Origin of the sequence: Pseudomonas sp. PDM27 (assembly GCF_019219205.1) — a bacterium.
Taxonomy (GTDB): Bacteria; Pseudomonadota; Gammaproteobacteria; order Pseudomonadales; family Pseudomonadaceae; genus Aquipseudomonas; species Aquipseudomonas laurylsulfatiphila.
Genome location: NZ_JAHUWF010000013.1, coordinates 155833 through 171445, shown reverse-complemented (window position 1 = coordinate 171445; position 15613 = coordinate 155833). Strand labels below are relative to the sequence as shown.

At 58.8% G+C, this 15613-nt stretch carries 17 protein-coding genes; 11 read left to right on the top strand and 6 right to left on the bottom strand.

Annotated elements, in window-relative coordinates; translation table 11 throughout:
* Positions 1-76 precede the first annotated feature (76 nt).
* The 3 genes from KW838_RS24195 (at position 77) to KW838_RS24185 (ending at position 2121) form a co-directional block, all read left to right on the top strand.
* Positions 77-517, top strand: a complete 441-nt coding sequence (locus KW838_RS24195) for an EamA family transporter (RefSeq protein ID WP_102701937.1) — start codon at positions 77-79, stop codon at positions 515-517.
* Between the two features lie 179 nt (positions 518-696).
* Entirely contained in the window at positions 697-1575 is an 879-nt protein-coding gene (locus KW838_RS24190; RefSeq protein WP_095943446.1) for a Tim44 domain-containing protein, read from the top strand.
* Positions 1576-1713: 138 nt separating this feature from the next.
* Entirely contained in the window at positions 1714-2121 is a 408-nt protein-coding gene (locus KW838_RS24185; RefSeq protein WP_003187120.1) for an SMI1/KNR4 family protein, read from the top strand.
* A 22-nt stretch (positions 2122-2143) separates the two neighbouring features.
* Here KW838_RS24185 and KW838_RS24180 read toward each other — a convergent pair whose 3' ends face one another.
* Positions 2144-3907, bottom strand: a complete 1764-nt coding sequence (locus tag KW838_RS24180; RefSeq protein ID WP_095964378.1) for a cation:proton antiporter — start codon at positions 3905-3907, stop codon at positions 2144-2146.
* Positions 3908-4193: 286 nt separating this feature from the next.
* On the opposite strand from KW838_RS24180, the gene KW838_RS24175 reads away from it, so the two are divergent.
* Positions 4194-4676 carry an acyl-CoA thioesterase gene (locus tag KW838_RS24175; RefSeq protein WP_007971685.1) on the top strand — a complete coding sequence of 161 codons (483 nt, stop codon included), beginning with the start codon at positions 4194-4196 and terminating at the stop codon, positions 4674-4676.
* 145 nt (positions 4677-4821) lie between these two features.
* Here the strand turns inward: KW838_RS24175 and pdxY are convergent, their stop codons facing one another.
* The gene (gene pdxY, locus KW838_RS24170; protein WP_218503790.1) at positions 4822-5694 is read right to left on the bottom strand and encodes a pyridoxal kinase PdxY; all 873 of its coding nucleotides are present in this window, start codon (positions 5692-5694) and stop codon (positions 4822-4824) included.
* 119 nt (positions 5695-5813) lie between these two features.
* On the opposite strand from pdxY, the gene KW838_RS24165 reads away from it, so the two are divergent.
* Positions 5814-6227, top strand: coding sequence for a DUF3301 domain-containing protein (locus tag KW838_RS24165; protein ID WP_007971681.1), 414 nt, complete (start codon positions 5814-5816; stop codon positions 6225-6227).
* 4 nt (positions 6228-6231) lie between these two features.
* On the opposite strand, the gene KW838_RS24160 is transcribed toward KW838_RS24165, so the two are convergent.
* Positions 6232-7203: a GTP-binding protein gene (locus KW838_RS24160; RefSeq protein WP_218503789.1), complete on the bottom strand. Its 972-nt coding sequence runs from the start codon at positions 7201-7203 to the stop codon at positions 6232-6234.
* Positions 7204-7230: 27 nt separating this feature from the next.
* Here KW838_RS24160 and KW838_RS24155 point away from each other — a divergent pair, with 27 nt between their 5' ends.
* Positions 7231-7587, top strand: coding sequence for an NADH:ubiquinone oxidoreductase (locus KW838_RS24155; RefSeq protein WP_218503788.1), 357 nt, complete (start codon positions 7231-7233; stop codon positions 7585-7587).
* Positions 7588-7602: 15 nt separating this feature from the next.
* Here the strand turns inward: KW838_RS24155 and zigA are convergent, their stop codons facing one another.
* Entirely contained in the window at positions 7603-8808 is a 1206-nt protein-coding gene (zigA, locus tag KW838_RS24150; RefSeq protein WP_218503787.1) for a zinc metallochaperone GTPase ZigA, read from the bottom strand.
* A gap of 142 nt (positions 8809-8950) precedes the next feature.
* Between zigA and KW838_RS24145 the strand changes: the two genes are divergently transcribed.
* The 4 genes from KW838_RS24145 to KW838_RS24130 all read left to right on the top strand — a co-directional run bounded on the left by KW838_RS24145 (position 8951) and on the right by KW838_RS24130 (position 12021).
* Entirely contained in the window at positions 8951-9328 is a 378-nt protein-coding gene (locus KW838_RS24145; RefSeq protein WP_218503786.1) for a glutamine synthetase, read from the top strand.
* A gap of 181 nt (positions 9329-9509) precedes the next feature.
* Positions 9510-10436 carry a GTP cyclohydrolase FolE2 gene (gene folE2 / locus KW838_RS24140; RefSeq protein ID WP_218503785.1) on the top strand — a complete coding sequence of 309 codons (927 nt, stop codon included), beginning with the start codon at positions 9510-9512 and terminating at the stop codon, positions 10434-10436.
* Positions 10433-10993 carry a carbonate dehydratase gene (locus KW838_RS24135; RefSeq protein WP_102701943.1) on the top strand — a complete coding sequence of 187 codons (561 nt, stop codon included), beginning with the start codon at positions 10433-10435 and terminating at the stop codon, positions 10991-10993. The genes folE2 and KW838_RS24135 overlap by 4 nt, the downstream gene beginning before the upstream one ends.
* A gap of 149 nt (positions 10994-11142) precedes the next feature.
* A complete protein-coding gene (locus KW838_RS24130) occupies positions 11143-12021 on the top strand; it encodes a His/Gly/Thr/Pro-type tRNA ligase C-terminal domain-containing protein (RefSeq protein ID WP_218503784.1) in 879 nt (292 codons plus the stop codon).
* A 97-nt stretch (positions 12022-12118) separates the two neighbouring features.
* Here KW838_RS24130 and KW838_RS24125 read toward each other — a convergent pair whose 3' ends face one another.
* Positions 12119-12640, bottom strand: coding sequence for a DUF3617 domain-containing protein (locus KW838_RS24125; RefSeq protein ID WP_218503783.1), 522 nt, complete (start codon positions 12638-12640; stop codon positions 12119-12121).
* A 133-nt stretch (positions 12641-12773) separates the two neighbouring features.
* On the opposite strand from KW838_RS24125, the gene cls reads away from it, so the two are divergent.
* Complete coding sequence (gene cls / locus KW838_RS24120; protein ID WP_102701946.1) at positions 12774-14213, top strand: cardiolipin synthase; 1440 nt, start codon at positions 12774-12776, stop codon at positions 14211-14213.
* On the opposite strand, the gene cfaB is transcribed toward cls, so the two are convergent.
* On the bottom strand, positions 14210-15394 hold the full coding sequence (cfaB, locus tag KW838_RS24115; protein ID WP_102701947.1) for a C17 cyclopropane fatty acid synthase CfaB: 1185 nt from the start codon (positions 15392-15394) through the stop codon (positions 14210-14212). The two genes, cls and cfaB, sit on opposite strands and share 4 nt — an antisense overlap.
* Between the last annotated feature and the right edge of the window lie 219 nt (positions 15395-15613).

Sequence of the window (15613 nt, the reverse complement as noted above, 5' to 3'; positions counted from 1 at the left end):
TCATCGCGAGCAAGCTCGCTCCCACAGGTTGTAGGTAGGTTCCAGGCCTATATCTGAATTTAAAGGTGCGATGGACATGGGCACTGGCTTTTTTTCATCTTGGACATTCTGGGCCCTGTTATCGGCGGCGTTCGCGGCGATGACCGCCATTTTCGCGAAAGTCGGCATCGAAAACGTCAATTCCGACTTCGCCACCCTGCTGCGGACGATCGTGGTATTGGTCAGCCTGGCCTTGATTTTGTACGCCACGGGCCAATATCAGTCTTTAGGATCGATCTCCGCAAAGAGCTACCTGTTCCTGCTGTTGTCGGGCCTGGCCACCGGTGCGTCGTGGATCTGCTATTTCCGTGCACTCAAGGTCGGCCCGGCGTCACTGGTTGCCCCGGTGGACAAACTCAGCGTGGTGCTGGTGGCCGTTCTTGGCGTCGTCCTGCTGGGTGAAAAACTCGACCTGCGCCAATGGGGCGGAATCGGTCTGATCACGGCCGGAGTCGTCATGCTGGCATTTCGTCGCTAGGCGAGCGTCCTACAAAGGTTATCCACTCATCTGACCGATCAAATTTAAAAGGCCCTATTGCACTGACTGAAGCTGAATGAAACCTGTCAGGCAAAAGCCCGAAACACTCTGCCGCTAGCCAGTAACACTTCAGCTGTGCAACATGGCGCGCGTGCCTTCCACAAATGGGAATTCCCTTTATGAAACGTTTTCTTAGCATCGCCATGGCGTTGTGCATCGGCCTGACGATGAGTCTCGACGTCAATGCCGCCAAGCGCTTCGGTGGTGGCAAAAGCGCAGGCGCTGCGCCGACGCACCAGACCAGCCAGATGGCTCCTTCTTCTCCAGGCATGGGCGGCGCTGCGGCGACCGCTGGTGCTGCCGGTGCCGCTGGCGCCGCTGCCAAGGCCGGTGGCGCTTCGCGCTGGCTCGGCCCTCTGGCCGGTATCGCGGCCGGCGGCCTGCTGGCATCCATGTTCATGGGCGACGGCTTCCAGGGCATGCAGATCTTCGACATCCTGATCATGGCTGTCATTGCATTCCTGGTCTTCCGCTTTATCGCCGCCCGTCGTCGCAAGCAGCAGGAGCAATACGCGCCGGCCGGCCACGCGCCGATGCAACGTGAAGCGTTCGAACAAAAGCCTGCCGGTGGTTCGATCTTCGGAGGTTCCGCAGCGCCTGTTGCCGCTCGTCCAGTGATCAACGCTCCAGCCTGGTTCAACGAAAGAAACTTCGTCGAAGCGGCGCGCAATCACTTCCAGTCCCTGCAACAGCACTGGGACGCCAATGAAATGGACAAGATCGCCGAGTTCGTGACCCCGCAAATGCTGGAGTTCCTCAAGCGTGAGCGTGCCGACCTGGGCGACGGTTTCCAGTCCACCTACATTGATAACCTCAATGTACAGCTGGACGGTGTGGATGATCGCGCCGACAAGACCATTGCCACCCTGACCTTCACCGGCGTGTCGAAAACCTCGCGTTTCGACCAGGGCGAAGTCTTCAGCGAAAGCTGGAACATGGAACGTGCACAGGGCGAAAACCAGCCTTGGCTGGTGGCCGGTATCCGCCAGAACGGCTGATCACGCACCGCGCTTCACTTGCTGTAAAGAAAACCCCGGCCTCGGCCGGGGTTTTCTATTTCGCGGTTGCATCTATAGCAAGCTACTGTATAAACCGCCCCATATAAACCGCGCCATACAAGCAAGAGGATCCCGGACGTGGAAGAAATCATCGAACAACTGCGTGAAGCCAACGAACCGGTACCGGTCCCCTTGGAATTGCCTGACGAAGACCTGCTGGTCGAAATCGAAGAACAACTGTTCATCGACATTCCGTTTGTCTTCAGAGAGTTTCTGCTGACCGTCAGCGACGTGGTCTACGGTAGCCTGGAACCGGTCACCGTGACTGACCCGCAATCCCACACCTACCTGCCCGACGTTGCCGCCAACGCCTGGGACGCCGGCGTCGATCGCAGCCTGATCCCGATCTGCCAGGACGGTGACGACTACTACTGCGTCGAAGAAGACGGCACCGTGGTGCTTTGGCAGGCCGAAGAAGAGCTGATCGCCGAAGAAACCTGGGAGTCGGTGTGGCACTGGGCACGGGACGTCTGGCTGGAAAGCTGATCCAGTCAACGCCGCTGGGTGGTCAATGCCCGGACGACTCCTTGTGATTGTCGAGGGTTTCCAGCAACGCCACCTGCATCCGCGTATGCACACGAATGAACCAGCGCCACAGCAGCGCCGCCACGGCGGCCGCGACCACGGCGATCAGTACCAGCAACTTGTTGGTCGGCAGAATACTGGCCGACAAGGCTGCCAACAGCAAAAAGATCACCAGCAGCGACAGGATCGGGATCACTTCGGCGATCACCCTGCGCACTCGCTGCGTGTGGCGCCCGGCCATCTCTGGCTTGACGCCCATTTCCGCCAGCAACATCGACAGGGCTTTGAGCTTGCGGTACGCCGCAATCAAAAAAGGCAGCGACAACAATAGCGCTCCACCCCAGATCAATGCCTTCTGCCAGCTCGGGTCGCTGATCCAGCCTTGCACGTAAGCCGACATGCGTTCAGCGAAGTACGCGCCCGAAAAGAAAATCGCGATCACCAATGCCAGGTTGACCCCGACCTGCAGCAAAATCCTTCTGATCATCGACGCCAGCAACGCCCCCTCACCCTGAGGCTGGATGCTGCGCAGCCATTCGCCGTACATCCCCAACACCCGCCCCAGGCGTTCCGGCATGACGCCCGCGAGCTTGATCGACAATGGATCAGCCGCGCGAATCAGATAAGGCGTCAGCAAGGTCGTGATCACCGACACCGCCACAGCCACCGGGTATAAAAAGTTACTGGTGACCTGCAACGTCATGCCCAGTGCAGCAATGATGAAAGAGAATTCGCCAATCTGTGAAAGACCCATCCCGACCCGCAGCGAGGTGCGTCCGTCATTACCGGCGATAAATGCACCAAGGCCACAGGACAGCATCTTGCCGAGCACCACGGCTACGGTGATTACGGCAATTGGCCAGGCGTATTGAAGCAGGATCGCCGGATCGAGCATCAGCCCGATGGCCACAAAGAAAATCGCGCTGAAAAGATCTCGAACCGGTTCAATCAAGCGCTCGATTTTCAGCAGTTGCCGGGATTCAGCCATGATCGCGCCGATCAGGAACGCGCCGAGGACCATGCTGTATTCAAGCCTGACCACCAGCAGGCAGAAGCCAAAACACAGGCCCAGCACGGTAATCAGCAGCATTTCGTTGCTCTCGAACCTCGCCACGTATGCCAGCAACCGCGGCACCAACAGAATGCCGATGACCAATGCGACGATCATGAACAGCGACAGTTTGCCCACTGTAGAAAACACTTCGCCCGAGCTGACCGTACCACTGACGGCGATGCTGGACAGAAGCGCGATGATGCCGATGCCCAGAATGTCTTCGACGATCAGCACACCGAATATCAACTGCGCAAACCGCTCGTTCTTCAACTTCAGATCGTTGAGTGCCTTGACGATGATGGTGGTTGAGGAAATCGCCAGAATCGCGCCGAGGAACAGTGAGTCCATGGTGTTCCAGTCAAACCAGCGACCGATCTCGTAGCCGATCCAGATCATCAGCACGATTTCCAGGAATGCCGCGATGAAGGCCGTGGCACCAACCTTGAACAACTTGCGCAGGCTGAACTCCAGGCCCAGGCAGAACATCAGGAATATCACTCCGAGTTCGGCCAGGGTCTTGATGGTTTCTTCGTCATGGATCAGGCCGAATGGCGGGGTGTGCGGGCCGATGATGAAACCGGCCACGATATAGCCCAGCACCACCGGTTGTTTCAGGCGATGAAAAACCACCGTCACCACACCTGCGATCAACATGATCACTGCCAGATCCTGAATGAAACTGATGGCATGCATGGCAAGCGGCTCCCTGATTGAAGTTGCCCCATTCACAGACCGTAGGAATCGTCTGGTCGAGCCGAGCAAAAGTCTGCTTTGCGCGTAGGAAATGCCCTTATGTCTGGGCTTTTGCAGGGTAACACCGCGACTTCTGGCAGAAAGGCGGTGCAATATATGGAAACAGATCGATCCGGCGTGACGGCGACTCTGCGCCCGGCGTCCCGATAACTGTTGGTTTGAAAAAACCGCCGAGGCACCCGCAGAGGTGCATCCCTCAAACCTGGCCTTGACCCGTGAGAATGCTATGGAACCCGGAAACGCCCAGCTGTCGATGACGGTATTGATGACCCCTGACATGGCCAACTTCTCTGGCAATGTTCACGGTGGCACCCTGCTCAAGTACCTCGACGAGGTGGCCTACGCCTGCGCCAGCCGTTATGCCGGCCGTTATGTGGTGACCCTGTCGGTGGACCAGGTCATTTTCCGTGAGCCGATCCATGTCGGCGAACTGGTGACCTTTCTCGCCTCGGTCAACTACACCGGCAACACCTCCATGGAGGTGGGCATCAAAGTGGTGACCGAGAACATTCGCGAGCGATCGGTGCGTCACACCAACAGCTGCTTCTTCACCATGGTCGCGGTGGATGACCAGCGTAAACCTGCCCAGGTACCGCCGCTGCAACCGGACAATAGCGAGAGCAAACGCCGCTTCATCCAGGCCCAGCAGCGCCGGCAGATTCGTCAGGAACTGGAAAAGCGTTATCAGGAGATCAAGGGCGACGCCTGAGTTTGTTCAGTCTGGTTGACGGTGTTCTCTAGATAGCCTTCGCGAGCAAGCCCGCTCCCACATTTGATCTTCGGTGTTGCATAGATCCAGTGTGGGAGCGGCGGTGCGGCGATCCGACTTGCTCGCGAATGGGCTCAACGCTCAATCAGAGGCTGATCGAGGTCGCCTCGAACCGCACCCGCGGATGGGCAATCCGGTCCTGAGCCCGAACCAGTTCCAATTCGTAGCTGGCACAGGCCTGGGTTTCCAGCAGCACTTCATGCACCGCCGACGCTGCGAACTCGAACGCGGCCACCAGGCTGTCACCCAACAGCACACGTGCCAGGAACAGCCCGGACGTCAGATCGCCCACGCCCACCGGCTGACGCGGGAACGCCAGCAACGGGCGCTGCAAATGCCAGCTGCATTCGGCTGTCACCAGCAGCATCTCGAAGACCTCTGCCGACTTGCCTGGGTAGTCCAGATGCTTGACCAGCACCGCTTTCGGGCCGCGCGCCAGCAATGCACGCGCCATGGCCAGGCAATCGAACAGCGATTGCGGCTTGCGCCCCGAGAAACTGTCCAGCTCCAGCTGGTTCGGGCACATGAAGTCCGCGACGGCGGCGGCCTCCTCCAGCAGAAAATCACTGACTTCCGCCGGAACACTGCAGCCCTTCTCTGGATGCCCCATGACCGGGTCACACAGGTACAGCGCCTTGGGATTCATCGACTTGATCCGCGCCACCCCCGTCAGGATCGCCCGGCCCTGGGCCGCACTGCCGAGGTAACCGGAGAGCACCGCATCGCAGTTGCCCAGCTCGCCAATCGCCGCTATACCCTCGACCAGCTCAGGTATCTGGTGCGGCGCCAGCACTTCACCGGCCCACTGACCGTACTGCGTGTGATTGGAGAACTGCACGGTGTTGAGCGGCCAGACATTCACCCCGACCCGTTGCATCGGGAAAACCGCGGCACTGTTGCCGGCGTGACCGAATACCACGTGGGACTGGATAGCGAGCAAATGCGGTGTACGTTTCATGCGGTGGATTTCCGTAAAACGATTGAAATTCTAGCCGCGCAGTATGCGACTAAACGCAGCCTGTACGACAGACCAGCGACGCAGTTAAGCTGACACTATCTTGTTGGAGCACCCTGTTGATGCTGACCCTTGGAAATATATTCGTGCTGATGCTGTTCGCCACTGCCGGCGCATGGCTATGGCACAACCACGGCTTGCGCGAGCGCGCGCTGGAGCGGGTCAAGCAGCATTGCACCAAGCTGGGGATCGAATTGCTGGACGGCAACGTGGCGTTGAAAAGAATCGCATTCATCAGGGATGCCAGTGGTCGGCGACGCCTGGCCCGTGTGTATAACTTCGAATTCACCGTGACCGGCGAAACCCGCCACAACGGCACCATCACCCAATTCGGCGCGCACAGCGCACAGATTGAACTGGCGCCCTACCCGGTCCCGTTCGACGAAACCGAACCGGTGGTCGATGTGGTAAAGCCACGCGCAGAAGTGATCGAGCTGAGCCAGTGGCGTCAGGAACATACCAAGTGGCGGCCGTGAGCCGTTAAGCCGATTCACCTCGGCACGCTGCCAGTTCGCTCTGCAACCGCTGCGCATCCTGGGGTTCACTGAAAATCAGCTCGATGCGTGAATCCTGCCGCCACTCGCTGGGCTGCCAGTCCAGCACCGAGTTATCCACCGCGTTCGCCGAGATCCATCCATCGACACTGTGGATAACCAGCTTCGCTCGCCTCCAGCCAAGGCTTTCAAGCCACCGGCCAACCAGCGCGGTATCAAATACCTGGCTTGGGTGCCAACGCCAACCGATGCTCCAGCCTCCATCCTGTTCCTGATTCAAGCAAATGGGCAATGCAGGATCGCTCCAGACCGCCGGCAGCTGCGCCAATCCCTTGGGCACGACGAAGTTATCCACACCTGCCCACGCTTTGGCGTTCAGCCCCGGCAGTTCGCTCAAGGGTAGAACCGCCTGTTGCGTCCAGCACAGGGGGGTCGGCGGCAATAGTGCGGCGACTCGCTGGCGACTATCTTCCTCAAGACCTTCGGACTTGTTCAGCAGTAACAATCCCGCATGGCTCAGGGCTTGCTGTTGCGCATCCGGCAACGGTTTGCCCGCGGCGAGCGCCTGGGCGTCCAGCACCAGCACACAAGGCTGGACAGCCAACACGCCTTGCCACGGCGCCTCGCTCAATTGCCTGAGCAACTGCGCCGGATGCCCCAAGCCCGAGGGTTCGATGAACAGCCGATCCGGTTGCGCCTTGCGCAACAAACGTCCAAGGCCAATCTGAAAGGGTGCACCGTTGACGCAACACAGGCAGCCCCCGGCCACTTCACCCAGTGCGATACCATCGGCATCCCGGGTCAGTAGCGCAGCATCGAGACCGATCTGGCCAAACTCGTTGATCAACACCGCCCACCGCTCGCCTGCCGGGCGCTGTGCCAACAGGTGCTTGATCAGGCTGGTCTTGCCGGCGCCCAACGGACCGGCAATGACATGGGTGGGGATATTCTGCAGCATGGTCGATGATTTCTGAGGAGGTGATGGATGCGGTTGATTGGCTTGTCGTTGCTCCTGGCACTCGTTTCAGGCGAGGCGCTGGCCCAGGCCTGTGTGGTGCACAGCCAGGCCGAGCGGCTTGATGTCCAGGTTTGCCAGCAGAACCGCAACATCCCGCCAAAACTCTTCGCCGATGGTTTCTGCCAGCCGAACCTGGCGGGGCAGAAAGTCGATGTGCAGTATGTCGATCAATGCCCCGGCGGCGCATTTGGCATATGCAGCAACGCCCAAGTCGCCAATATGCCCTACCGCCAGGATATTCACTATTACGGCGTTGCCTCCGACGCGGCATATTTGCAGCCGTACTGCGAGGCCCAGAGCCAGGGCACCTGGCTCAAGCCTTGAAGCGCCACCAGAGGATCAGGCCGCTTCTTCGTACCAAGGACCGAATGGATCAGGCAGCAAACGCCAGCCCTCTACGCCCAACGCCAATTCCTCATCGGTCAGCAGGCAGGCGTCCAGTTCGGCGGTGAGCTGCGTGAAGTCGATGTTCTGGCCGATGAACACCAGTTCCTGACGACAATCCCCGCTGTCGGCGGTCCAGTTCTTCATGATCCCGGTGGTACTTTCTTCGTCTTGCGGCCATTGGTTTTTCGGTACGAAACGCCACCAGCGTCCGGCAAATCCATAGCGCATCAATCCACCGGCCTGGGACCAGCTGCCGGCGTCCATATGCTTGCTCGCCAGCCAGAAAAAGCCCTTGGAACGCAACAGCTTGCCGTTGTCCCAGGGGCCGTCGATGAAGTCGAAGAAACGCTGTGGATGGAACGGCCGACGTGCCCGGTAAGCGCTGGAAGCAATGCCGTATTCTTCGGTTTCCGGCACGTGCTCCCCGCGCAGCTCCTGCAACCATCCCGGCGCCTGGGCAGCCTTTTCGAAGTCAAAACGACCGGTGTTGAGGATTTTATCCAAGGGGATTTCGCCCATCGTCATCGGGATGATTTCCGCCCGGGCGTTGAGCCGCTCGAGTATGGCGATCAATTCCTCGCGTTGGTGGCTGCTGATCAAGTCGATCTTGCTGAGCAGAATCACATCGGCGAACTCGACCTGCTCAATCAACAGATCGGTAATTGAACGTTCGTCTTCTTCGCCAAGTGTTTCTCCCCGGGAAGCCAGGCTTTCGGCAGCCTGATAATCGAGCAGGAAGTTCATGCCGTCGACCACCGTGACCATGGTGTCGAGACGTGCGATGTCGTTGAGGCTCTGGCCGTTTTCATCGCGAAAGGTGAAGGTTTCCGCCACCGGCAGCGGTTCGGAAATGCCGGTGGATTCGATCAGCAGATAGTCGAAGCGACCCTCCCTGGCGAGTTGGCTCACTTCCTCGAGCAAGTCTTCACGTAACGTACAGCAAATACACCCGCTGCTCATTTCCACCAACCGTTCTTCAGCCCGATTAAGGCTGACATCACGCTGGACTTCGGTACCATCTACGTTGATTTCGCTCATATCGTTGACGATGACCGCAACCCGCAAACCACCGCGATTACGTAGTATGTAATTAAGAAGTGTACTTTTTCCGGCACCAAGAAAGCCGGAGAGAACGGTCACGGGGAGTCGATTGGACATCTGCATATTCCTCACAGGGATGCCCGGTCGCTGTGTCGGGCTTACGTAATGTTATACTGTAACAACACAAATAAACCATCCCCTCTTGCCCGGCCGGGTAAAGGGCAGGACGCTGAATGCCGCTACCGACGTGAGAAAGCCCATGCGCAACACCCTGAAAACTGCCTTGATCATGCTTTCCCTGCTGGTGGCTGCCGACGCGATGGCCCAAGTCCCGAGCCTGGCCAGGTGCACCCGCAGCGCCAACCTGCTGGCCTGCGTGGATGCGGATGGCAACGCCTACAGCGTCAACACCGCCGGAAACACAATCTATCTGCGGGGTTTCGAAATGGCTGGAAAGCGCCATTGGGTGCAGACCAACAGCCGCTACGGTCAGCTGGTGTTTTTCACCGGCATCGCTTCCGATGGCGAGGCCTGGGTCGGCTACAACCAGCGCATCGGCTGGACCACGATCAACCGGTTTTCCAGTTCCGGTGGCAGCAGTGCGAAGTTCACCTGCAACCGGATCACGGGCTGTTAGGCCTGCCGGTTTTTCTTCGAATTTGCGTAGCCGACGCACCAATGGGCTAAGGCCGCACCGGCCAAAATCAGGTTAAGCACATGGCACCCGGGCATGATGAAGACCTGTTCATGAAAAAGGCATCGTCGATTTGATTGTTATACTATAACATGTCAAATCAACTCCCACGACGGACCTGCTCATGAATGCGCTGACTCTGCCGGATATCGCCGCGCAGGCCTCACGCCAAGCCCTGCCACTGGAGTGGGTGGGCATGTGCGGCATTGCTCTTCCTGTTTTGTTTGATGGCCAACGCTTGAATGCAACGGCCGATGCCGGCGTGAGCCTCGACGATGGCAATGCGCGCGGCATTCATATGTCACGGCTCTATCTGGCGCTTGAATTGCTGGAGCAGGAAAGCCTTTCACCGGCTTTATTGCGGCGGGTTTTACAACGTTTTCTTGAGACTCACGAGGGCCTGTCCAGCAGTGCGCACTTAACCATTCACGCCGAAGTGCTGCTGAAAAGACCGGCGCTGATCAGCCCATTGGCAGGCTGGAAAAGCTATCCGGTGAGCATCGAAGCGCGTTTGAAAAACGCGATGTTCCACGTGGAACTAAAAATCGATGTGCCTTATTCCTCAACCTGTCCGTGCTCCGCGGCCCTATCTCGACAGTTGATACAGCAGCAATTCGTCGATGATTTCGCCAACAAGTCATTGCAACACGCCGACGTTTTAGCGTGGCTCGGCTCCACAAACGGCATCGTCGCCACACCTCACAGCCAGCGCAGCAGCGCAAAGTTGCGCGTACGGCTGGCTGATTTCCTGGATGAGTTGCCGTTGATTGCCATCATCAACGACGCCGAAGCCGCACTCGGCACAGCCGTTCAAACTGCGGTAAAACGCGCCGACGAACAGGCCTTCGCCCTGGCCAATGGTCAGAACCTGATGTTCTGCGAGGACGCCGCACGCCGTTTGAATCTGGCCCTGAAACGTTCCACAGGCATCAATGCCGCCCACATTCGTGTGATCCACGCCGAAAGCCTGCACGCCCATGACGCCGTTGCCGAAAGCCGTTTCAACTGGGACAACCTCAACACCCTGTACAACGCGTTGAACAAGCCATGATCCGCAAGAATCCTTCCGGAGATTTACCGCTGATTGCCGAGTCGGCCTATGTCGACAAGACGGCAATCATTTGCGGCAAAGTGGTGATCGGCGAGAACGTATTCGTCGGGCCCTACGCCGTGATCCGCGCTGACGAAGTCGACGAGTCGGGCGACATGCAGCCGATCACCATAGGCGCCAATTCGAACATTCAGGACGGCGTGGTGATCCACTCCAAATCCGGTGCGGCGGTGACCATTGGCGAGTTCAGTTCCATCGCCCACCGCTCGATCGTGCATGGCCCCTGCACCGTGGGTAATCGGGTGTTCATCGGCTTCAACAGCGTGCTGTTCAACTGCGTGGTCGGTGACGGTTGCGTGGTACGGCACAACTCGGTGGTCGACGGGCGTGACCTGCCTGCAGCCTTCTACGTGCCCTCCACCACGCGGATCGGCCCCAACACCGACCTCTCGCAATACCCGCCGGTGAGCGTCAGCGCTTCGGAGTTTTCCGAAGACGTGGCGCGCACAAACGTCGATCTGGTGCGCGGCTACAAAGCCCTGCAAAACGAATTCTGACCATGAGCAGCGTGCTGATTCGCAATGCCCGACTGGTGAACGCGCCGATACAAATTGCCTGGCACGACAAAGGTCTTAATGACAGCGGCCAGGAATTAGCACTAGGTTTATGCGATAACGCTCGTTAGCAGCACCTGAGTACGCCGACCATGATCCAGATCACTCTGTCCGATGGTTCATTGCGTGAATACGACCAACCGCTGTCCGTGCACGAGTTGGCCGCCAGCATCGGCCCCGAACTGGCCAGCGCGGCGGTAGCGGGCCGGGTCGATGGTGTACTGGTGGACTGCGAATACATGATCGAGGCGGATGCCCGGGTCAGCATTGTCACCCCCCGCGAGCCGGACGGACTGGAGATCCTGCGCCGCTCCTGTGCCCTGATGCTGGCCATGGCGGTCAAGCAACTCCACCCGCATGCACAAATGCGCGCGGGCCGGGAGTTGGGCGATGGCTTCTTTTACGAGTTTGTCGTCGAGCGACCGCTGACTCCGGCAGACCTGCCTCTCATCGAAGCGCGCATGCAGTCACTGGCAGCGACCAATCATTCGATCCGTCGTCGTCCACCGCGCAAGGAGGTATCGATGTACCGTCTGGGGGACACCGAATACCAGAGCCATGGACCGCACGTCCCCACCACCAAAGTCTTGCAGGCGTTCGCCCTCGATCACATCAGCGGCACATTGCAACAACGGATCTACGGCACATGCTGGTCCAGCCATCAGGAACTGCAGCACTGGAGCCATCCACCCCATGTGGTCGTCGTCAGCATGGATGACCGCCAGACGACTTATGCACAAGCGGTGACCGAATCCTTGCGCCAAAGGGGGGTGCGCGCAAGGGCTGACCTGCGCAACGAAAAAGTCCACTTCAAGATTCGCCAGCACAGCCGGAGCGTGCCGTACCTGGTGGTGGTCGGCGAAAAAGAACAGGCCGGGGGGTTTGTCAGTGTGCGCAGCCGCACGGGGGAGGATTTTGGCCGGATGGCTGTCGAGGTGGCGTGTGAGTGGTTGAGTCAGCCGGGGATCTAGGGAGACTGGATGGACGCCTTCGCGAGCAAGCCCGCTCCCACACTGGATCTGTGTCGTTCACAAATCCAGTGTGGGAGCGGGCTTGCTCGCGAAGCTTTTAAGCTCTTGGTTTTACAGTGCCGCAATCCTGCCCCAACCAGACAGCGCGGGATTCGAGGCTGCCCTTCTGCTGAATGCCGGTGGCGTTGAACGTCCCGTTGACCTTGGTGGTGAATTCGCGGTCGCTGAGGAATGTCGCCACGCCGGCACCCTGGGCTCTCGGGCAGCTGAAGCGGAATTTCCACTGGTTGCCTGTGCGGTCGGTGATTTCCTGCTTGCAGCCCGACTGCGGATCGGTCAGCGGAATGTCATCGCTCTTGACCTGCTCCGGCGTCAGGCACGCCCGGATCCCTTTACCCCCCATGGTGATCCCCTGTTTTTCCAGCTGCGCACGCTGCTCAGGGGTCATCTGGCTCTGGATCTGACCGAGGATCAACTGCAGGTCCGGCATATTCTGCTCATCGACCTTCATGTTGCTCGTGGTCAGCTCCCACAAACCTGGTTGCAGCATTTGCGCGTGAGCCGCCACAGGAAGTGCCAAACCCAGTGCCATGGCCAAACCCAGCAGACGAACGTTCATCGAGTAACTCCTGATCAGTAGTGGCCGTTAGACGTCAGCCGCAGGCTTCGGTTCATGGGCCAATTAATTAGCGACATTCTGCACGGAACATGGTCTGTTAAGCACTGAATCTTCAGGAGCAAGGCAGCCCCCCATGGATTACTTCGGACCGCATATTTTCGGTTACACCATCGCCCTGCTGCACTCGCTGGGCATGATCGCGGCCATCCACGCCGTGTTGACCGTCCGTACCGCCCAAGGCTCGATCGCCTGGGCCCTGTCGCTGTTTTTCATCCCTTACCTCACGCTGATCCCGTACCTGATGTTCGGCCGCAGCACCTTTGATGGCTACATCAAGGCCCGGCGGCAGGCCAACGAGGAGATGCGCAAGGCTGTTTCCGAACTCAACTGGCGACCCTGGGTAGAAGAAGCCCTCACCGCCCGTGCTTCCTCGGCGTATGCCTCACTCAGAGCGATGCCGAAGCTGGGACACATGCCGTGCCTGGCCAATAACGAGACGCGGTTGTTGATCAACGGTCAGTCGACGTTCGAGGCCATTTTCGATGCCATCAGCCAGGCGAAAGAGGCCGTGCTGATCCAGTTTTTCATCGTCCACGACGACCGCCTCGGCCAACGCCTGCACACTTTGCTATTGAAAAAAGCCGCCGAAGGCGTGGCGATCTATCTGTTGTATGACCGAATCGGCAGCCATTCCCTACCCAACGGCTACGTGCAGGCCTTGCGTGATGGCGGGGTCGAGGTCAAGGCTTTTGGCCCCCGTAGTGGCTGGTTCAATCGCTTTCAGGTGAACTTCCGCAACCATCGCAAGATCGTGGTGGTGGACGGCATTCTCGGCTTTGTTGGCGGGCACAACGTGGGTGATGAATACATGGGCGAGAAACCGCCCCTGGCCCCTTGGCGCGATACCCACGTGCAAGTGCGCGGGCCAGTGGTGGCGTGCATGCAGGAGTCTTTCGCTGAAGACTGGTTCTGGGTGGCTCATGCCCTGCCGCCACTGATCCTGCCCGAGGTTTATCCGGAAGACGGCGTGCTGTGCCAGTTGCTTGCCAGTGGGCCGGCAGACGCCTACGAAACCTGTTCTCTGTTCTTTGTCGAAGCGATCCATGCGGCGACGGAACGGGTCTGGATCACCAGCCCGTATTTCATCCCCGATGAAGCCGTGTTCGCAGCATTGCGTCTGGCGGTCCTGCGCGGTGTGGATGTGCGTCTGCTGTTGCCGTCTCGACCCGACCATCGAATCGTCTACGCCGCCTCCAGCCTCTACGCCTTCGAAGCAGTGCGCGCGGGTGTGCGGGTATTCCGTTACGAACCCGGATTCCTGCATCAGAAAGTGGTGTTGATCGACAGCGAAATCAGCGCCATCGGCAGCGCCAACCTGGACAACCGTTCGTTCCGGCTGAATTTCGAAGTGATGTTGCTGACCGTCGACAGCGCCTTTGCCGCCGAGGTGGAACAGATGCTCAACGATGACTTCGCCAACGCCCACGAAATCGCCAAAGGAGAGGGCCGGGAGACCCACCGCCTGCAGCAGCTCGGCATGCGGGTCGCCCGGCTTATTTCGCCGGTTCTTTAAAGGTAGATATCGTCCCGGGTCCATGGCAGTTCATGACTGCCATCGGCGTGGGCCTTCACGGCGAGAATCTGGTGCAGGTTGATCCAACCGCGGGCGAACGCGTAGGCGCAACCGGCCAGGTACAGCCGCCAGATGCGCAAGGCTTGTTCCGGTACCAGTTTGGAAGCCGCTTCGAGATTGTCTTCGAGGCGTTCGCTCCAGTGATCAAGCGTGCGGGCGTAGTGCAGGCGCAAGCTTTCGACGTCGACGATTTCCAGCCCGGCCTCACTGATCTGCGCAGAGATCATCGACAGGTGCGGCAGCTCGCCGTTGGGGAACACATATTTCCCGATGAAGTCACCGGCACCGCGCCCCACCGGACGGCCATCGGTGTATTTGGCGGTGATCCCGTGGTTCATCACCAGCCCGCCCTCTTTCACCGCGCCGAACAAAGTATTGCAATACTCGGCAAGATTGGCGTGGCCGACGTGTTCGAACATGCCGACGCTGACAACCTTGTCGAAGCGGCCATCCTGCGGCAAATCACGATAGTCGAGCAGTTGCAGTTCGACCAGATCTTCCAGGCCCTCCGCTTTTACGCGCTCCCGGGCCAGAGCCAACTGCTCCTTGCTGAGGGTGATACCAAACACTTTCGCGCCAAACTCTCGCGCAGCAAAACGCGCCAATCCGCCCCAACCACACCCCACATCCAGCAGATATTCGCCGGGTTGCAGGCGCAGCTTGCGGCACAGATGACGGAACTTGGCTTGCTGGGCCTGCTCGAGGCTTTCGCTGCCGGTCTCGAAGTACGCGCAGGAATACGCCATGTCGCTGTCGAGCCACAGCTGATAGAACGCGTTGGAAAGGTCGTAGTGGTAGGAAATCGCCTTGGCATCCGTCTCTTTGTCGTGGACCGTACGGACAGGCTGATTGTCATCATCTTCGTCCAGCAACGCCTGGCTCCATTCATCACAGACGCGGATCACATCGCTGATGGAGCCTTCGAGTTCCAGTTTGCCTTCGACATAAGCAGCGCCGAGGGCATCAAGGCTTGGATGGGTAAACTGGGAAACCATTTGCGGGTCCTTGACCACAATCGTGACGCTGGGCGTCGGCCCCAGATTGAATTCATGGCCGTCCCAGAGTCTCAGGCGAAGCGGTAACTGCAGATTCTGTAAGGCCGGTGGAAGTTGCGCGAGCATGGAGAATCCCCCTTGTTTCAGACGTCTGATCAGAGGGTAGACCATCCTTGAAAAATAGCTGGCTATCGAATTAATAGCCATTTTCAATGATTCGCGACGCCGACACCTGCCGCCGCGAACGCAAAAAAATGATGTGCCCTCACTTCCAATGACTACACACCACGCCCACAGTTCTAAAAATTTGAAGACGCGTAATCACCCGGTTTAGAGCATTCGCCT